This window comes from Gilliamella sp. ESL0443 (genome assembly GCF_019469165.1).
GTDB classification, from domain to species: domain Bacteria; phylum Pseudomonadota; class Gammaproteobacteria; order Enterobacterales; family Orbaceae; genus Gilliamella; species Gilliamella apicola_E.
This window is the reverse complement of record NZ_CP048263.1, coordinates 675506-693368: the sequence shown is the minus strand read 5'-3', so window position 1 is coordinate 693368 and position 17863 is coordinate 675506. Positions and strand designations below refer to the sequence as shown.

Sequence of the window (17863 nt, the reverse complement as noted above, 5' to 3'; positions counted from 1 at the left end):
TTTATTAAACAAATTGTAAAAAAGAATATTGATATCATTTCAATAGTAGATTAGCTGATAATTAATGAAAACGATTTGAAAGACGAGTTGAGACTTGTTTATTGAATAAAGTGACTACGCAGGGTAGTCACTTTAAGTTAATGTCTATTTTTTAAATTAATAGATAGTCTCTAATTATTAGAAACTATAACGGTAACCTAAGTTAACTTGTTTTTGGTCAAATTTATTACCGAATGAATAAACAATATCTGTATAGATATGGTGTTGTTTGTTAAACTGTACATCTACACCAATACCGTTATCCCACCAATTGCCACCGAAATCATATTTTTCTTTTGCAACATGGTTAAAGACATAAGATGTTTCACCATCAAACTCTTTCACATAACCAGTTTTTAGGTATACATCAACTATATTATCATCTTGGGTAAAGCTGTTGCCTAGGACAATACTTGCTCTACCAAGTAATGAATTATAACTGTCCAATTTAGTTCTTAGTCCATTGGTCGCATTGATGACTGCACTTCCTTGATGAGAATAAGTTAATTGAGCTTGAGGTTCAAAATACCAACCTTGATTTGGTAATGAATTGAAATAGAATCGTTGTCCTAGTTCAGTCCCTATTGAAAAACCATTAGTATTACCATCACCTTTTACGAAATAACCCCCACCGGTACGAGTATTAAATTTATTCGACATTCTCATATATTTAATTAAACCGTCGATATAAAACCCTGATTGGTTTAGGTATGTGCCGTAAAGTGCTGCATAGTAGCCTTTAGTGTTACCATCACCTACATGATGATCTATATTTCCTCGGCTTAAACCACCCATGATACCATAATAGATATCACCATTTGTATTTTCAACTTTTCGATCCACACCAAGTTGTAAGCCATAATAATCCATATCAAAATTCGATAAACGTTTATCGTTGAATGAACTTAATTTACCACCATAAATACGACCCCAAGCATCACCATCAGATGTTTCGCCTTGACGAAGTTTACCCATTCTTTGCATTAAAGTTTGTGTTTCAATGTAACTAATCAAGTAACTGGAGTTTAGAATATTTGCCGCATTTTGAGCTGTATTGGTTAAATTAGGCTTAGTTGGATTTACTGTTTTCTTTTGAGCTGATAATACCCAATCTTCTGAACCACTATTACGTTCATCAGTGACTTTAGTTAGAGTATTAAATTGGTATGCACCAATATCAACTGATGGTGAAGTCAAATTAAAATTAGCACCACCACCTTCAGTTTCAACTAAAGTAAATTTTTCATTACCTGTAACTGTTGCTGAACCATTATTGTCATCTCTAATTGAGATATTGTGATTACCAGTTGCTTGTGAAGAGCCAGTAATTTTAAGTAAATCATTAGCAAAACCACTACCGATGGAAGTGCGCAATTCAAATAGCCCATTTCCAGATAATGAATTTGTCGTTAAAGTCATGTTATTTGAACCATCAAGAATCGTATTTGATGTTGCATAATCATGACCAAAACTTACTTTGGCATAATTAGTTAACATAAGGGAATCAACAGATGAGCTATTGGTCATATTCCATTGGCTTTGACTACCATCTATCTTGACATTGATAGTACCTTTATTCGCAGATGAAGATGTATTATCAATTGAAGTTAATAATGTCGAGCCATCAGTTAAATCAAGATTAATCTGTCCTGAACTGGCTGCATAAATATCACCCTTAATATTCGATTTACCATTAACAGTTATTTCACCAGCAGTCGACTGTATTGCGTTATAATTGTTATAACTAGTTGAAACAATGTTATTAACATTTGAGCCACTATTAATGAATAATTTTCCTGCTTTTTGGTCCATGTAGACAGAGGTTCCATTAGCCGTTGTTACATCTAATCCATTATTAAATTTAATAACACTGTCTGCATTTGGGTTAGCACCAGCATATTCCTGGAACGCAACACCAGTCGAATTATTGCCACTCATATTAATCGTTACTTTTTCGTTAAAGTTTAGATTTATACCAAGTGAATCTGGTGCGTTATTCAGTAAGGATAAAATACCATAACTACCATTTCCTACTGACTGTATGTTAACTTCACCATTGAAGTTGCCTTCAGTTTTTGATGAATTTGAACCGTTATAAGCTCGAATTCCAATGAAACTGCCATTTGATGTACCAGTCCCTATTATAGTTACCTTTTTATCAAAATCAGCTTTCCCCGTATTAGCAAAATAAATACCGGTACCATCTTTAACATTTAGGCGAATGTCACTTAAAGCATTGACTTTCCCATTTGAAAGAACATGGATATTACTTATTTTATTATAATTACCTGTTGCATTAGTTTGAATTACAAATTCATCCATTCCGGTATCAATGGTTAAAGTTTTACCATTATATCCTGATTTAATACCGTAATCTTGATTGCCTGTAATGTTGATATGAGGCGCAGCAACACCTGTTATATTTTGAATAATAATATCTTCAGTTGAAGAAACAGCTATACCACTATTAGTATGAGTCCCAATATTAGATGCATCTATAATAGTTAAAGCACTTGCAAGATTAGGTGTAACCAAGCAAGTACCTAATATTAATTTGACCAAGAGATCAATTTTATTTAAATTACTTTTAAACACATAAACTCCATTTATTTGACATTTACCAACCATTATATTAGTTAATTCAAATCTTAACAAATCAAACAAAAGTTAACCTATTGTTGTAATTTATAAAATTCACCAAAAATGACAAAGTATCAAAAAAAATAGTTAATGTCTATATTGATTATTTAATGATTTAACTAAATGTTTTTTTATAATCTGAAAATAAAAAATTGTGAGCCTAAAATAAATTTCTATAAGATTTAGCTGTTTTTTAACATGAGATGGGAAGTTTTTTTATTTGAGTTTAAAAAACATACATATGAAGTAAGTTTTAAGATGATTATGTATTGGAAGCTAATTTATTTATTAGTTACTTTACCAATACATATATACCAACTTGTATTATTGTGTGATATTAATTTTATTATTTTTTGAACCAAATAACAGTTTGGTCATGATTTTAACCATTATAGAGCTTAGAATAAACACGATTCCTATTATGGCCCATGTATAACACAATGAAAAATTTTTGGATAATCTATAATATACTTTTAAATATTCATACAGAGAAATTGATACCCAAAAAATTATTATAACCAATATACAGTTGAAGATGAATATACTTATCGAACATAATATAAGCTTTTTTAAGTTTAAAACTTCTGTTACACCGGTAAAGCATTTTCTTAACAAAAAATAGCCGATCAAATTAGTAATTAATAAAAATATAGTTAAACATATTATATTTAGAATAATACCTATGAAACTGAAATGTACACCATAAAATGAATTAATGGAAAAATATAGGGTGCTAAAATAACAATTATAAAGCAAAATAAATACACCAAGGTGTAACCGTTGACTCTCTGATTGAGTTGGTACGTCACAGTCATGAATAAATTTTTTATTTAACAATTTAATACTAAAATAAGTCCATAATGCTACAAAAATATAAATAGTTATTATCACAATAAAATTAATAATCTCATTGAATAGAGAATAATTGCTATCAAAGAAAAGGTAACTAATTTTAGATTGAACCCATGGATTAATACTGTTGTAAAGAAACCATCGCCCTGCAATATCCATTGATGTAATTAATATAGCAACAAGTAACGTATTAGTAATATTTCTCGAATTGACCTGATTAATTGAATATTTATAAAATAATACTATGGAAAATACAAATACAATAATTGAGTTTGGTATTTGGTAATAGAAGTTGATTAATACTTGCTTAGTTAAATTTTTAATAAGTTGATTACTTGTCATATTTGACAGTAAAAAATAATCATCAAATCCAGTAAAATAGACAACAATATATAAAATATTAAATAACCAATAAAATAAAACTAATAATAGTGGTAATTTAAAAAAAGTTCTTTCCAATTTCATTTTTATACCTATATTTTATTTATTTCTGAAATTAGCCTAAGTTTGAATTTTGTGTTTACCTCGCTATAAGCAAAATTTTTAATCGAGTTAATACGTTGCATTGCCATTTGCCACTGCTCAAATTCTAGCTTAATTTCAAAATTCTTATTTATTAATATTTCATTTATTTGAATAAGTAGCTGTTTATAATAAGTTAAATCATTATTTTCTAAAGCATATTCTTCATTTTGTTGCCAAAAGTTTAGTAGGCTTGGCAAATCCTGTTCAATTTGTGGAGAATAAACGCTAGGAGTAATAGGCACATTGAGAAATAAGCGATATCCTCGTGAAGCCTTACTCTGAGAAAACAGATGTAAGCTAAAGCGACTTAATTCAATCGCAAAGTTGATCAAATCTTGTTTATTACCCTGTTTTATCTCGAGCTCAACTTCTTGTATTGGTTTAGATTGTCCGTTTGAGGTAATGCTGCCTATATCTAAAGCAACTTCTATTTCACTATTGGCAAATGATATCAACCAAGTTTGACGTTTAAAATTAGTCGTAAAAAGTGGATTTAACTGGATTAAACCATCAGGTAATGCCTCTTTGGGCAGCACACTTAAATCTAATTTGTCATTAGGTAAAGGCCGATTAATTTCAATTCGTTCGTGTAAGCCACTCACAGAATTACCCTTTGATTTCACGGTAATTTCATAACACTTATTTTGACCATCTTCAGTACTTCGAATACGCAAACCACAACCATTTTGTCTCAATAAATGATCTTCGGTATCATAATAAGTATTAGTTAATTTTAGTTGATTGGTTAAATTTTTTTGTGATGAAAATTCTGCTTCATCACAATAAACCCATTGATTTAAATAACTTTGTAAGTGTTCTATATCACTTTGATTGATTTGAAACTTTAATTCAATTTCGTTACTCATTTGTCTGTTTTCATTATTTATTTTGCCATATGATATACCGATTAGGCTAACAAATATAGGCTATCATCAACTATAATATGATTAAAGCTATAGCGACATTCAGGATGATAAATAAACAAGATAAAATAATTAATACTTTATAGGTAAAAGTGTATAGAAAAAGCAGTAGAAAAGTGGAATTATATAAATTAATTAACTAAACACTTTTTTATAAAACTTATTCTTAATTTTAAACATCACAAGATAACAATCTTGTTTAAATTGTGTGATTTAGGTTAGCTAGTTTTAGCATGGGTATTCCAATAGGTAGGAAAATATCCTATTTATTAGTTAAATTTTAAATAGGATAATAAAAAAATAATTAAGGATAGCTATTTAACAACCCTAAAAGGATTTGCAGGTTTAACATTTTCGGATTGCTTAGTTGCACTTTGTCTTAAGGCTTTGTAGTGTGGTTCATCTTCAAACCCCATCCCTACTCCGTTTTCACGAGCATAAATAGCTTCAATAGCAGCCATTGGCACAACAATATGTTGAGGAACACCAGAAAATCTAGCATTGAATTCGATTTGATCATTATTGGCCAAATACTGTCCTACTGATTGGGGTGCAATATTGAGTACTATCTGATTATCCTTCACAAACTCTTGTGGAACTAATACACCATCAATAGACGTATTCACCACAACATAAGGAGTTAAATCATTATCTAAAATCCAGTCATAAAATGCCCTAAATATATAAGGGCGTCGAGGAGTCATGTCATCAAGTTCCATAACGGCTACCTTGTTTAATTGCTAATCTGTCATTAGATAAAATAAATTTTAAGCTCTAATCTTTCTTTCATCTTCAGTTAAAGAATTTATAAAAGCAGGTCGTTCAAATACACGTGCCATATAAGAAAGATAGTTTTTCTCTGCAACTTTTGGCAATTCAATACCAATCAATGGTAAACGCCATAGCAAAGGAGCAAAATAGCAATCACACAAAGTAAAATCATCACTCATAAAGTAATCTTTTTCTTTGAACATGACAGAAATAGAAACTAAGTCATCAAGTAAGTTTTTACGTGCCTCTTTAGCTTTACTACTATCAGGATCTTTTAAGATCGTTTCGTAGGCGCTATACCATTCTTTTTTAATGCGATACATTGTTAAGCGGGAATTAGCTCTAACAATTGGGTATACCGGCATTAATGGCGGGTGAGGAAAACGTTCATCTAAATACTCTAATGCAATATGTGTTTCATAAAGAGTTAGATCACGATCGATTAAGGTAGGGATTGAACCATACGGATTAAGATCCAATAATTCTTGAGGTAAAGTATTTGATGTAACAAACTCGATCTCAGCTGTTACCCCTTTTTCTGCCAGCACAAAACGAATCTGATGGCCGTAAATGTCAGTTGTATCACAAAATAATGTCATCACAGAACGTTTATTAACAGCAACAACCATGTTCACTCCAAATATGCGAAATTTTAATTAAGTTTAAATATGGTTACTATTCTAGCAAATTGGATAACAAATTTGTTAAAAAAATATATTTTCTTTTTGTTTTTTCGGCGAATAATCATTTTTGAACGTAAATTAATTTCAATAAAGTAAGAGAAAGATAACAAAGATTATTATTATCTATTTGAATAAATTATAAATTATAATTTAATAAAAATAGAATAAATATTATTACAGTTTGTTTAAAATTATATAGCGATAAAAAAAACCCAGCATAGGCTGGGTTTCGAAACAAATTTGTAACGTTGCAATTAACGTTTGCTGAATTGTGGACGACGACGTGCTTTGCGTAGACCCACTTTTTTACGTTCAACTTGACGTGCATCACGAGTAACAAAGCCCGCTTGACGTAATGAAGAGCGTAAAGTTTCATCATATTCCATTAATGCACGAGTAATACCGTGACGAATCGCACCCGCTTGACCTGAAATACCACCACCTTTAACTGTAATGTAAAGATCAAGTTTGTCAGTCATTTCAACTAACTCTAAAGGTTGCATAACAACCATACGAGCAGTATCACGACCAAAGTATTGCTCTAATGAACGTTTGTTAATAATGATATTTCCACTACCTGGTTTAATAAACACGCGAGCAGCAGAACTTTTGCGGCGACCTGTACCGTAATATTGATTATCAGCCATCTTCTATCCCCTTAAATATCTAATACTTGCGGTTGTTGTGCCGCATGATTGTGCTCACTACCAGCATAAACTTTTAGTTTACGGTACATTGCACGACCAAGAGGACCTTTCGGTAACATGCCTTTTACAGCAATTTCGATGACTTGTTCAGGATGACGTTCAATCATTTCTTTAAAAGTCGCTTCTTTAAGTCCACCGATGTAACCAGTATGACGATAATAGATTTTATCAGTGCGTTTTTTGCCTGTTACAGCAACTTTTTCTGCATTGATAACGATAATATAGTCACCTGTATCAACATGTGGTGTATATTCTGCTTTGTGTTTACCACGCAAACGGCTTGCGATTTCAGTAGCTAAACGACCTAACGTTTTACCTGCTGCATCTACAACATACCAGTCGCGTTTAACTGTTTCTGGTTTAGCTGAAAAAGTACTCATTTGTATTTATCCAAATTTTAATTAATCTCACGTTAATAAATCATTTGATTTATTTACACTTTTTGATTGCAACTATTAACTAACTAACCCCTTCGAGTCGTTATACTAATACTGACAACCGAAAACAGCGTTGGGAAAAACACTGTTGTAACGTGGGTGGCAATATTATACAGAAATATTAAAAAAGCGCTAGGATTTATGATAAAAAAAGCGTAGCGAGAAAAAACAGTAACTGCTACACTTTTAACTAATATTAAATAACACGATAAAAATTGATGGAAAACTTAATTCAACTTGCTGAAAAAGATTATATAAGTAAAGGTTTACACCGCAAATGCTATCATCATCCCGATGATCCTAATAAATGTATCAAAGTCAATTATAATGAAGGAGCAGAAGAGGAAACAAACCGTGAAATTGCCTATTATAAGCACCTTATAAATCGCAATATCTCATGGGATGTGCTAGCAAAATATTATGGTCCTGTAATGACTAATTTTGGTCAAGGTCATGTTTTTGAACTTATTCGTGACTATGATGGAAAAATTTCTATTCCATTAGAAAAATATCTGTTCGACGAACAAGCAACTAATCAAAATTATGATGCGTTAGTTGTATCACTCAAAGCATTAAAAACAGCCTTGCTGAAAGATAGAATCATTACTATGACAATCAAGAGTAAAAATATTTTATTTCAGCATTTGTCACCAGAGGAAAATCGCTTAATTATTATTGATAACATTGGTAATTCGACATTTATTCCTATCGCTAACTATGTAGGCTTTTTTGCAAAAGCCAAAATTGAACGCACATGGCAACGATTTTTATCATCACTGATTCGAGAAAATAAGCATAATTCATTAATCACGAAGTTAATTGATGATGTGAATCATTAAGTCTGACTTCGGCAATCGTACCCTTTTGGTCTTGCCGATTTCTTAATGTAAATTGGCCATGATGTAATTTAGTAATACGATTAACAATACTCAAACCGAGACCTATTCCATCATGTTTACGATCCATTCTGAAAAAGGCTTGGGTTAACTTTTCTGTTTTTGACTCGTCAATACCGCTCCCTTCATCTTTAACGGCTATCACAATTTCTTCAGCATCTTTATAAAAACTAATAGTAATTTTACTTTCATTTGGACTATACCGATAACTGTTTTCAACCAAATTACGAATCAGTAAACGAATCAAAGTCGCATCACCATTAAAAATTATATTATTCCCCGTAATTTCCCAATCAATACTTTGTTGTTTCTGTACTGTTAACTCTGTCAATTCATCAAAAAGGGGAATTTGAATATCATCTAGAAAATTAATTTTTTGATACTGGCCTAGAGTAAATTTTTGACTTGCTCGAGCAAGCATTAATAGTTGTTCTACGGTATTTACTAAACGATCTATTCGTTCAATTAGCTCATGGCAATCTATTTTATCTTTACTTTCTAATAGTTCTAGATGTAATCGAATACCTGCTAAAGGTGTTCTCATCTCGTGAGCTACATCTGCTGTAAATAAACGTTCTTGAGATAGTGTATTATTAAGCCTTTCAAATAAATTATTTAATACCGTAGTAATTGACTTAATTTCACGCATATTACTGATTGGTTTTATTGGCTTAAGATTATCTTCAGTTCTTTTATTTAAATCTTTTTCGAGTATCTCAAGGGGTTTAGTAATCCATTTAATCGCCTTATAGGCCAAAAATAAAGTTACAACCATCATGGAAAATGCTGAGCAAAATAATGCAAAAATTGCTTCTAATTCTTCATGTTCAACCACTTCATCTATTTTATTTTGACTTAACGTTAAGTTAACTAAAACATCAATTTGCTCTTTACTCTCATGCCATAACCAAAATACTGTAATAATTTGGCAAATTAGCATTATTGCACCCAAAGTAAAAAATAGATTCCAACGGATACTATGTCGAATATTATTCAAAGACTGTTCAATCATAAATTTGCCATTCAATTAATTTTAAAATAATAACTAATTATTAATATTGAGTTGATAGCCATACCCACGCACAGTCTTAATTAAATCTTTTCCTAATTTATTCCTTAAGGCGTGAATATAAACTTCAAGCACATTTGAACTTGGATCACTCTGCCAATCATATAGATCATTTTGTAATAAACTTCGATGCACTTTTTCACCGGCTTTCAACATCAATCTAGATAGTAAAATAAATTCTTTTGGCGTCAATATCACTTCTTGATTATTTAAAGTAGCTTTTTGAAGTTTAATATCTATTGAAATTGGACCATAGTTAACAATATTATCGGCAGTTCCTTGATTTCGACGAATTAACGCTCTTATTCTGGCTAGCAATTCGGTTAAGGCGAAGGGTTTTATTAAATAATCATCTGCACCAAGATCTAAACCTTCAACTCTATCTTCGATAGTATCGCGAGCGGTTAAAATTAGTACAGGAATATCGATATTTTTTTTACGCCATCGGGTGAGTAACTCTAAGCCATCACAATCAGGCAAACCTAAATCAAGAATAATTAAACTAAACTGTGCAAACTCAATAAGATCCTCAGCTTGCTTGCCATTAGATGCGACTTCACAAACATAGCCATTAGACGTTATCGCGTCATATAAACCTTTTTGTAATAAACTATCATCTTCTACTATAAGAATTTTCATTATAGTGTTACCTAATTTTGATTTAAGAAATGTAACATTTACAACTATTATACGCTTTACTATTTATTTCCCAATGCTTTAAAAATTTAAGTTCATTTTGATAGTTATAATTTAGCGAATAATTATTTAAAACTTTTTGAGCGTATAAACCATATCTTTTTGACTAAATAAACAGAGATAAAACTTAACAACATACCCACCAGAATATCCAGTGGCCAATGAACACCTAAGTAGATTCGACTCCAACAAACAAGTAATGCAACAATCGTACATAGATAAGTTAATGCTTTAAATTGTTTTTTATAATTTAGATAAAGTGAGAAGCAAATAGTCCAAATAAAAACAGCGTGCTGACTAGGAAGAGAACTCGTTTTATCGTGATTCAAATAGTTCGTACCAATATTAAGAACAAATGGACGTGGAGAATAAAATAGATGTCGAATAACAAAGGTTACAAACAAGGCTACAGCCAAACCTAAAGCAATTTTTATGATTAATTGTCTATAAACAGGTTTGAATAAAAAACATATTCCCAATATGACTATAGGAACAAAGATTAAATAATTTGCACAAAATATGGCAAAAAGAATAAATAATTTGGAGGCTTGTTCTTGAGCATTAATTAATAAAAAAAGATGAGTGTTCATATCAAGCAACATACAACGACCTATAAAAACAATATTTAGTTGTAATTTAATCAATAAAGCTTAAAAGAACCTTAAAAAGGATTTTGAACATTTAATAAATGATATTTATCGTTTATTTTTTCGAGTAATCAAATGGTATTTCGGCAATAAAGAGACAGTAAAATCAAGTGCAGCACAAATAATAAAATAAACAACAATCACAAATAAAAATATTTCAGTAGGATAAATCATACTACGATTATTAATTTGGGTAGCAATGAATGTAAATTCTGCAACACCCACTATATAAGCTAAAGACGTATCTTTAATTAATGATACCCATTGATTAACAAATGAAGGCAGCATCATTTTTAATGCTTGAGGAAGAATAACAAAAATGATGACTTGTCTTTTATTTAAACCTAACGAAAAAGCCGCTTGCCACTGTTCTTTAGCAATAGCTACCATTCCCGCATATACGGAATGACCAATATATGCGCCACCAATTAAAGATAAAGCAAAAATAACTGTTGTAATAGCTGGCACATCAACATTCAATAGCACTGGCAACAAAAAATAAGTCCAAAATATCAGCATAATAACGGGAATCGCTCTTAAAAATCCTAATACGACAACTAAAAGTTGACGTAAAAATCCTTTGCAAACAGTTAGACCAATACCAGCGAAAATACCTAAAATAGACGAAAAGATAATAGCAGCTAAGCTCATCAAAAGAGTCAACACAATACCGCCTGGGAAATTACCCCACATTAGGTAATCTAAATTATTCCAAATTACTTCAAAACTTTTAAAATCCATAAAAAATTAGACCCTGTTTAATCGCTTTGATTGATAAATATTGCCTAGTGTCCCAACAATGACAATGGCTAAAATATATAAAAATGTTGCTATCGCAAAATCCTGAAATGTTTTCAGCGATTCGGTTTCAACTTGACGTGAAACATAAGATAGTTCCAACACGCCAATAGCCATCGTTAGAGAGGAATTCTTGATGATATTCATATATTGACCAATTAACGGAGGAAATGCGATACGAATGCTTTGAGGTAAAATAATAAACCGCATACTTTGCCAACGTGTAAGACCTAAAGCTAATGATGCTTGTTCTTGACCATTGCTTATTCCCAAAATTCCTGCTCGAAATTCTTCAGCAATAAAAGCGCTGGAGTAACATGTTAATCCAATTAAACCAATAATAAATTCAAAAGAAGGCATTTTTAAAGAGAAAAAAAACAGCTGGATTTGCGGTTCATCAAATAGCCACATTTTAAATTCTACTGGTAACAAATTACCTATACCAAAATACCAGAAAAAAAGCTGAGGTAACAATGGAGAATAACGAAAAATAGCGTTATAACTAATTACAACGCCTTTAATAATTTTGATATGACTTTGTTGAGCAATAACTAGCAAAAAACCAAATATTGTAGAGAGAATGATTGTTAAAACTGAAATAGCGATAGTGACTAAAAAACCATCCCACAACCACCATAAATAACGGGGTTCCAGTAATTGCTCATACATTATTTATTGACCTTTACCTATTTTGAAATCACCACGAGGCATAGCTGAATTTGTATCAGGTCCAAACCAACGGTTATAGATAGTTAACGCTTCACCATCATTTTCAAGCTTTAATAATATTTGGTCAACTTTTTCTTTCAAGCGGGTTTCCCCTTTTGGAATACCTACAGCTTGATATTCTTGAGTTATACTAAATGGAGATATTTCAAAAACAGCTCGTTGTTCTTCTGGAACATTAGCAAGTAAACCAATTAACTTTGCGTCATCTTGAGTAATAGCTTGTACAACACCATTGCGTAATGCTGCAAAAGCAAAAGGTGTATCATCATATGAGATTACTTTAGCATTTGGGTACTTCTCACGTAGAGTAATTTCCATCACTGTACCTTTATCGGCACCTATACGAAGATTTTTGAGATCATCTGCTGTTTTTAGGAATCCTTTTTTAGCTACAAACTTCTGGCCAGTAGCAAAATAAGGCAAACTAAAATCGACTGTTTTAGCTCGTTCATCAGTCACCGTAAAGTTTGCTACAATCAGATCTGCTTTTTGTGAGGTTAGCAAAGGAATACGGTTGGCTGGATTAGTTGGAACAAGTTCGACTTTTACATTCAATGCTTTAGCAATTTCATTAGCATAATCAACATCAAGCCCAGCAATTTTATTAGTTTTTTCATCAATAAATCCAAACGGAGGATTACTGTCAAATACCGCTATTTTGATCTGTCCGCGTTTTTCAATATCATCTAATCGATCGGCGTAGGCTGAACTCGCAACGAATATTGAGCTGATTAAGGCAACCACCGTCAGTGATTTAGTTAAAAATTTCATTGTTATTATCCTCCATTGGACTTTGTATAGGGGTTAAGTCTATCAATAAAATATTCGGAGTAATAAATAACAATTATTTAGGTGCTTATAACTTAAAGTTATATTTAAAATAATCTATAATTTATAAAGAGTATAGAATTGTAATATTAGCAATAAAATAACACGTGTTTTAGCATTTAATACCTTTACACATCATAAAATTAAGCTGAGTGTCTTTGCACTTTTGTGCCAGCTGGATTGTAGAAAGGTACCAGTCGAAGAATAATAAAAGGGATATACGTGTAAAATAGATAGTAAGCTAAAAATCATCTGAATTGATAAAAGCTCTCTCTTTACACTCACCACTAATGGATTTGATATTCAAAAAAATTAATAGGGTTATTGAGATCCAAATTCTCTGCCAACTAAAAGATTTAAAAGAAACTATTGAGTTAATTTAAAACTATAAAAAATATGATATTGATTGAAAATTAGAATAAATTCAACAATAATCAATAAAATCCAATAACATTAAATAAAATGAATAAGAAACATGAATAGTACAAATGACGAGTTTGAATATTATATTATTGATCGAGCAGGTGATAAAGCCTATCCTTTAATTGGTCCACAAGATGATTCCAGGCATACCATGATGTATCCGAGAACAAGAGAAAGAATTGAAAATCCCGAATTAACTCAATTTAGGTTTTGTGCCCCTATTCCTAGGAAACCTGTAATTGGCGATTATTTTGCAGAACCAAGTAGCATTGTTTCAAAAAAGATAGCCAATGTCTTAGATGCTATGCATATTGAGGGAATTCAGCTTATACCTGCCGAAATCGAGACCAATACTGGAGACATTTTAAAAGATTATTTTTATATACATATCTATAATTATCTAAAAGCTGTCGATAGAGAAAATTCTAAATGTAAAGTAGATCGTACAGATCCTAATTTGTTAAGCTGGATCGATCGGTTTGAATTAGATAAAGAAATTTTATCTGAAATACCTTTAGAAAAAAGATTAATTTTTAAATTATTTGAGTTTTGTACTATACACTTATATCATAAATCAATTGTCAATGCCATTATGTCAGTTAAACCTCAAGGCGTTTCATTTACCAAAGTTGAAAAATGGTGGTTTTGATCAGATTAATAATTCCTAATGCAATTTTCTTTCAGCAATAAAGATTAGACATATGTTTAAATGATATCTATATGAAAAAAACAGCGTTCATGAATATGGCAACAGGGAGCATACAGAAGGAAAGTAAGTCCAATCTTCTATCTATTTAGTTATTTAACGCATTAAAGAAGATAATAGATATATAAAATTTTTACAAAAATAAACTCTTCACACAACATGCATCATGCTACTATTTTAACCAAAAATCAGCAAAACTATTTTATCTCCAAACAAACTTACAACCTATTGAAGAGAAATAAAACATGGAAAATTATTATTTTATACAGAGAAAATCAGACCAAGCCTATCCATTGATTCGTATAACGGATCGTGATGATCGCTTAAACCCCACTTTAATAAATTTAGAATTTAATGGAACTATACCCTCTCAGCCCGTTATGTCTGATTTTTTGTCTGGTCCTGAGATTTTTATTACCGATAAAATAGCAAATGTGATTAAAAGCTTTAAGCCCAAAGGGATTAAAATTATTGACACTGAATTAACAACCCCACAAGGTAAAATCATTAAAGACTATTTTTGTCTACTTTCTGACAATATAATCGAGGCTTTAGATAAAGATAAATCCGATTATGAAAAGCCTAGAATGACATATTTTATAAAAAAACTCATTTTGGACAGAAAAATTTTAAGTGAAATTCCTTTGGAACAAAGATTAGTTTTTCTATTAAGAGAATCGCTTCATATCGTTTTTCATGAAACATTAGCCAAAGCTATCATGGCGGTAAACCCTACAGGTATGGAATTTATTAATATTGAAACCGATGGAAAACCGTTAGAAGTAAATTAATATTATTGACCATGGCTATATTTAAACTAAGTATTTAAAACATCCTTCCTAGATTTGAAAAAAGTGGGGTAAAACCCCGCTTTTTATCTATTTAGTTATTCTAGCATACTGAAAAAAACAATTATCTACTTGAATTAATACCAGAAAATACATTTAGAAGATGCATAATATTCTACTATTATAGTTAACAAACGGTGAAACGATTATATACTTTTGTTAAACCTATCTTTCAATCACATTGACGCTGACATATAGTGTAAATGCTAACTGTTTCTGCCACATTAGATATTTCTGTTAATTCCGATTAAAATAAACCTCAGATAAAGATCCATTACAAATTTAATGGGCAATAAATCAACCACTGAGTTTGTTACTTAATTAATCTGACATAAACTTTAATCGAAATATTTGTCCGCTTTCATCTAATAATAGCAAACGATGAACACCTTTTTTAGCAATAGTTAAGGCCACTTTTTCATTATCTTTAGAATTAGCAACTAAGTTTCCATCTAAAAACCACCATTTTTCCCCATATCCACCCTCTGGAGTTAAATCAACTGTGACTTGATGACTTCCTGGTAATGCTCTAATCAATTGTTTATCACGTAAACCTACGATATTGAGTGAAGCAAAAACATCTTGTCCCATTACAGGGCAACTTTTATCAATTGGTGGTAATAGAGTCCGCCTTTTCTCTTTTGTTAACAGAAAGTTTTCTAATGATACTGGCCATAGGGCAAGTTGTTTTTTTTGTGCTCCGGGACAATCAGCAGCAACACGTTCACCTCGTTCATTTACCCAAATCGTTATCCACCCAGAACGATAGATATTATTTTTTAGTTCACCATAGGTACTTAGTGTTGGCGGTGTCATATTATTTAAAACCCATGCGGTCTTTTGACGGTGACAATTTACATCAGATTCCGGAAGAGGTTGCCCTAATGGCCAACAAATTTTCATAGAAGATACTGATGCTGGTTTTTCATAAGTAGTGAGTGGACGATTTAAACGATTTTCTCTATTTAATAAAATTGAATTAACATGTTGTAAAATTGGCATGGCAGACATTGAACCATATTGCCCAACAACGGGAGTGCCATCAGGACGCCCTACCCAAACACCAATTAAATATCTTGGATTGATACCAACTGCCCAAGCATCCCGATAGCCATAACTGGTTCCTGTTTTATAAGCTAATAGATTACTATTAATTAACATTTGTCTTGTTATCCAAGCACTACCATCTGAAATAAAGGGTTTATTAATCAATGGCTCTTTTTGAGTAAAGCGCAATGGACTCACTTCGCCATGCCTAGCAAATGCACTATATGCACTAACAAGATTATCCATCCTTAATGAAGCGCCACCTAATATATAGGAGATATTAGGCTCGTTGCCTATCGAAGATAAAGGTAACCCAATACCAGCCAATTTACCTGCAAATCGTTTGGGGCCATATAACTCAATTAATTGAACCGCAGGTAAATTTAATGATTTACTTAATGCGTCAGATACACTAACCGGCCCATAGAAACCATCATCGAAATTGGTTGGACGATAATCGGTAGTAATACGAGGAACATCTTGCAATAGCGATTCAGAATGAATCATACCTTCATCAAGAGCAAGAGCATAAATAAAAGGTTTTAGTGTAGAGCCAGGAGAACGTAACGCACTAATCATATCAACTTGGCCAAAGCGTTCATTGTCATTAAAATCAGCTGAACCGACATAGCCTTTTACTGTCATATCAGTATGATCGACTACTAAAATAGCCAATGATGTTTTAGGCGGTAGTTGTTTCACACGATTGATGGCTAAATCTTCTAAATTATATTGAATTGAAACATCAATAGTGGAATGAATAATATCCTCATTAGGGTATTTATTTTTTAAACGATAAGCCAGTAAGGGAGCCACTTGTGGTGCTTTTCGTGGATATACCCAAACCTCATCGCGTCGAACGGTTTCGATTAAATCATTTGACCATACTTTATATTCTGCCAATCGGTCTAATACTTTATCACGAGCTTGTTTGGCTCTTTCAGGAAATCGGTCGGGTCGTAACCGGCTTGGAGCTTGAGGTAACACAGCTAATAATACTGCCTCACTTCTTGTTAACTCTTTAGGCTGTTTACCAAAATAAGACCAACTTGCCGCCCCAATACCTTCTATTGTGCCGCCATAGGGTGCGTGGTTAATATATAAAGTTAAGATCTCATCTTTACTATAATGTAATTCAAGCTGGAGGGTTCGAAAGATCTGTTTTAGCTTACCCGTTAGCGTTCGATCGTGTGGATATAATAATCTTGCCACTTGCATAGATATAGTACTACCACCGGAAACGATTTTATCATTTGATATATTTTGCCAAGCTGCACGAAATAAAGAAATCGGATTAATACCAATATGTTCATAAAAATAGCGATCTTCATAATTTAATAAAACTTCAAGATAATAGTCTGGCACTTCATCAAGACTGACCGAATAACGCCAAACACCATTTTGATCAGCAAATCGCCATAATGGAGTTTCATCTGCTGCAACAACGGTTTGGGTAGTTTTATTTTGTGAGATAGATAAAGGAAAAAGAGAGTCAGCAATAAAAAAACTACTGCTCAATAAAACTAATAATATCAAAAAAAATTTAAATATTTTATAAAAGCATTTTTTCATTATCTTTATTATGTGACCCAGCCAAAT

Annotated in this window: 16 protein-coding genes; 3 read left to right on the top strand and 13 right to left on the bottom strand. The window is 31.7% G+C overall.

The window, feature by feature from the left end:
• Positions 1–177: 177 nt before the first annotated feature.
• The 6 genes from GYM76_RS03150 to rplM all read right to left on the bottom strand — a co-directional run bounded on the left by GYM76_RS03150 (position 178) and on the right by rplM (position 7520).
• A complete protein-coding gene (locus GYM76_RS03150; protein WP_220225858.1) occupies positions 178–2634 on the bottom strand; it encodes an autotransporter outer membrane beta-barrel domain-containing protein in 2457 nt (818 codons plus the stop codon).
• Positions 2635–4004: 1370 nt separating this feature from the next.
• Positions 4005–4922, bottom strand: coding sequence for an inorganic triphosphatase (locus GYM76_RS03145; protein ID WP_220225857.1), 918 nt, complete (start codon positions 4920–4922; stop codon positions 4005–4007).
• Positions 4923–5293: 371 nt separating this feature from the next.
• A complete protein-coding gene (locus tag GYM76_RS03140; protein ID WP_081299489.1) occupies positions 5294–5698 on the bottom strand; it encodes a ClpXP protease specificity-enhancing factor in 405 nt (134 codons plus the stop codon).
• 48 nt (positions 5699–5746) lie between these two features.
• Complete coding sequence (locus GYM76_RS03135) at positions 5747–6379, bottom strand: glutathione S-transferase N-terminal domain-containing protein (RefSeq protein WP_065562614.1); 633 nt, start codon at positions 6377–6379, stop codon at positions 5747–5749.
• Positions 6380–6687: 308 nt separating this feature from the next.
• On the bottom strand, positions 6688–7080 hold the full coding sequence (gene rpsI, locus GYM76_RS03130; RefSeq protein WP_065561853.1) for a 30S ribosomal protein S9: 393 nt from the start codon (positions 7078–7080) through the stop codon (positions 6688–6690).
• A gap of 11 nt (positions 7081–7091) precedes the next feature.
• Positions 7092–7520 carry a 50S ribosomal protein L13 gene (gene rplM, locus GYM76_RS03125; protein WP_034901369.1) on the bottom strand — a complete coding sequence of 143 codons (429 nt, stop codon included), beginning with the start codon at positions 7518–7520 and terminating at the stop codon, positions 7092–7094.
• A gap of 275 nt (positions 7521–7795) precedes the next feature.
• Here rplM and GYM76_RS03120 point away from each other — a divergent pair, with 275 nt between their 5' ends.
• The gene (locus GYM76_RS03120; protein ID WP_065733865.1) at positions 7796–8416 is read left to right on the top strand and encodes a YrbL family protein; all 621 of its coding nucleotides are present in this window, start codon (positions 7796–7798) and stop codon (positions 8414–8416) included.
• Here GYM76_RS03120 and pmrB read toward each other — a convergent pair.
• From pmrB to GYM76_RS03090, 6 genes are all read right to left on the bottom strand, one after another.
• Positions 8385–9485: a two-component system sensor histidine kinase PmrB gene (pmrB, locus tag GYM76_RS03115; RefSeq protein ID WP_220225856.1), complete on the bottom strand. Its 1101-nt coding sequence runs from the start codon at positions 9483–9485 to the stop codon at positions 8385–8387. The genes GYM76_RS03120 and pmrB overlap by 32 nt on opposite strands.
• 33 nt (positions 9486–9518) lie before the next feature.
• Entirely contained in the window at positions 9519–10181 is a 663-nt protein-coding gene (gene pmrA / locus GYM76_RS03110) for a two-component system response regulator PmrA (protein ID WP_220225855.1), read from the bottom strand.
• A gap of 122 nt (positions 10182–10303) precedes the next feature.
• Positions 10304–10828, bottom strand: coding sequence for a phosphatase PAP2 family protein (locus tag GYM76_RS03105; RefSeq protein WP_176701500.1), 525 nt, complete (start codon positions 10826–10828; stop codon positions 10304–10306).
• A 105-nt stretch (positions 10829–10933) separates the two neighbouring features.
• Positions 10934–11626 carry an amino acid ABC transporter permease gene (locus GYM76_RS03100; protein WP_220225854.1) on the bottom strand — a complete coding sequence of 231 codons (693 nt, stop codon included), beginning with the start codon at positions 11624–11626 and terminating at the stop codon, positions 10934–10936.
• Positions 11627–11632: 6 nt separating this feature from the next.
• On the bottom strand, positions 11633–12352 hold the full coding sequence (locus GYM76_RS03095; protein WP_065733860.1) for an amino acid ABC transporter permease: 720 nt from the start codon (positions 12350–12352) through the stop codon (positions 11633–11635).
• Positions 12353–12355: 3 nt separating this feature from the next.
• Positions 12356–13183, bottom strand: a complete 828-nt coding sequence (locus tag GYM76_RS03090; RefSeq protein ID WP_220225853.1) for an ABC transporter substrate-binding protein — start codon at positions 13181–13183, stop codon at positions 12356–12358.
• 532 nt (positions 13184–13715) lie between these two features.
• On the opposite strand from GYM76_RS03090, the gene GYM76_RS03085 reads away from it, so the two are divergent.
• Both GYM76_RS03085 and GYM76_RS03080 read left to right on the top strand, forming a co-directional pair.
• Entirely contained in the window at positions 13716–14312 is a 597-nt protein-coding gene (locus GYM76_RS03085) for an imm11 family protein (RefSeq protein WP_220225852.1), read from the top strand.
• Positions 14313–14614: 302 nt separating this feature from the next.
• Positions 14615–15160 (top strand): imm11 family protein, encoded by a 546-nt coding sequence (locus tag GYM76_RS03080; RefSeq protein WP_220216831.1) that lies wholly within the window; start codon positions 14615–14617, stop codon positions 15158–15160.
• 378 nt (positions 15161–15538) lie between these two features.
• Here GYM76_RS03080 and pbpC read toward each other — a convergent pair whose 3' ends face one another.
• Positions 15539–17836 (bottom strand): penicillin-binding protein 1C, encoded by a 2298-nt coding sequence (gene pbpC / locus GYM76_RS03075; RefSeq protein WP_370632588.1) that lies wholly within the window; start codon positions 17834–17836, stop codon positions 15539–15541.
• Positions 17837–17863 lie beyond the last annotated feature (27 nt).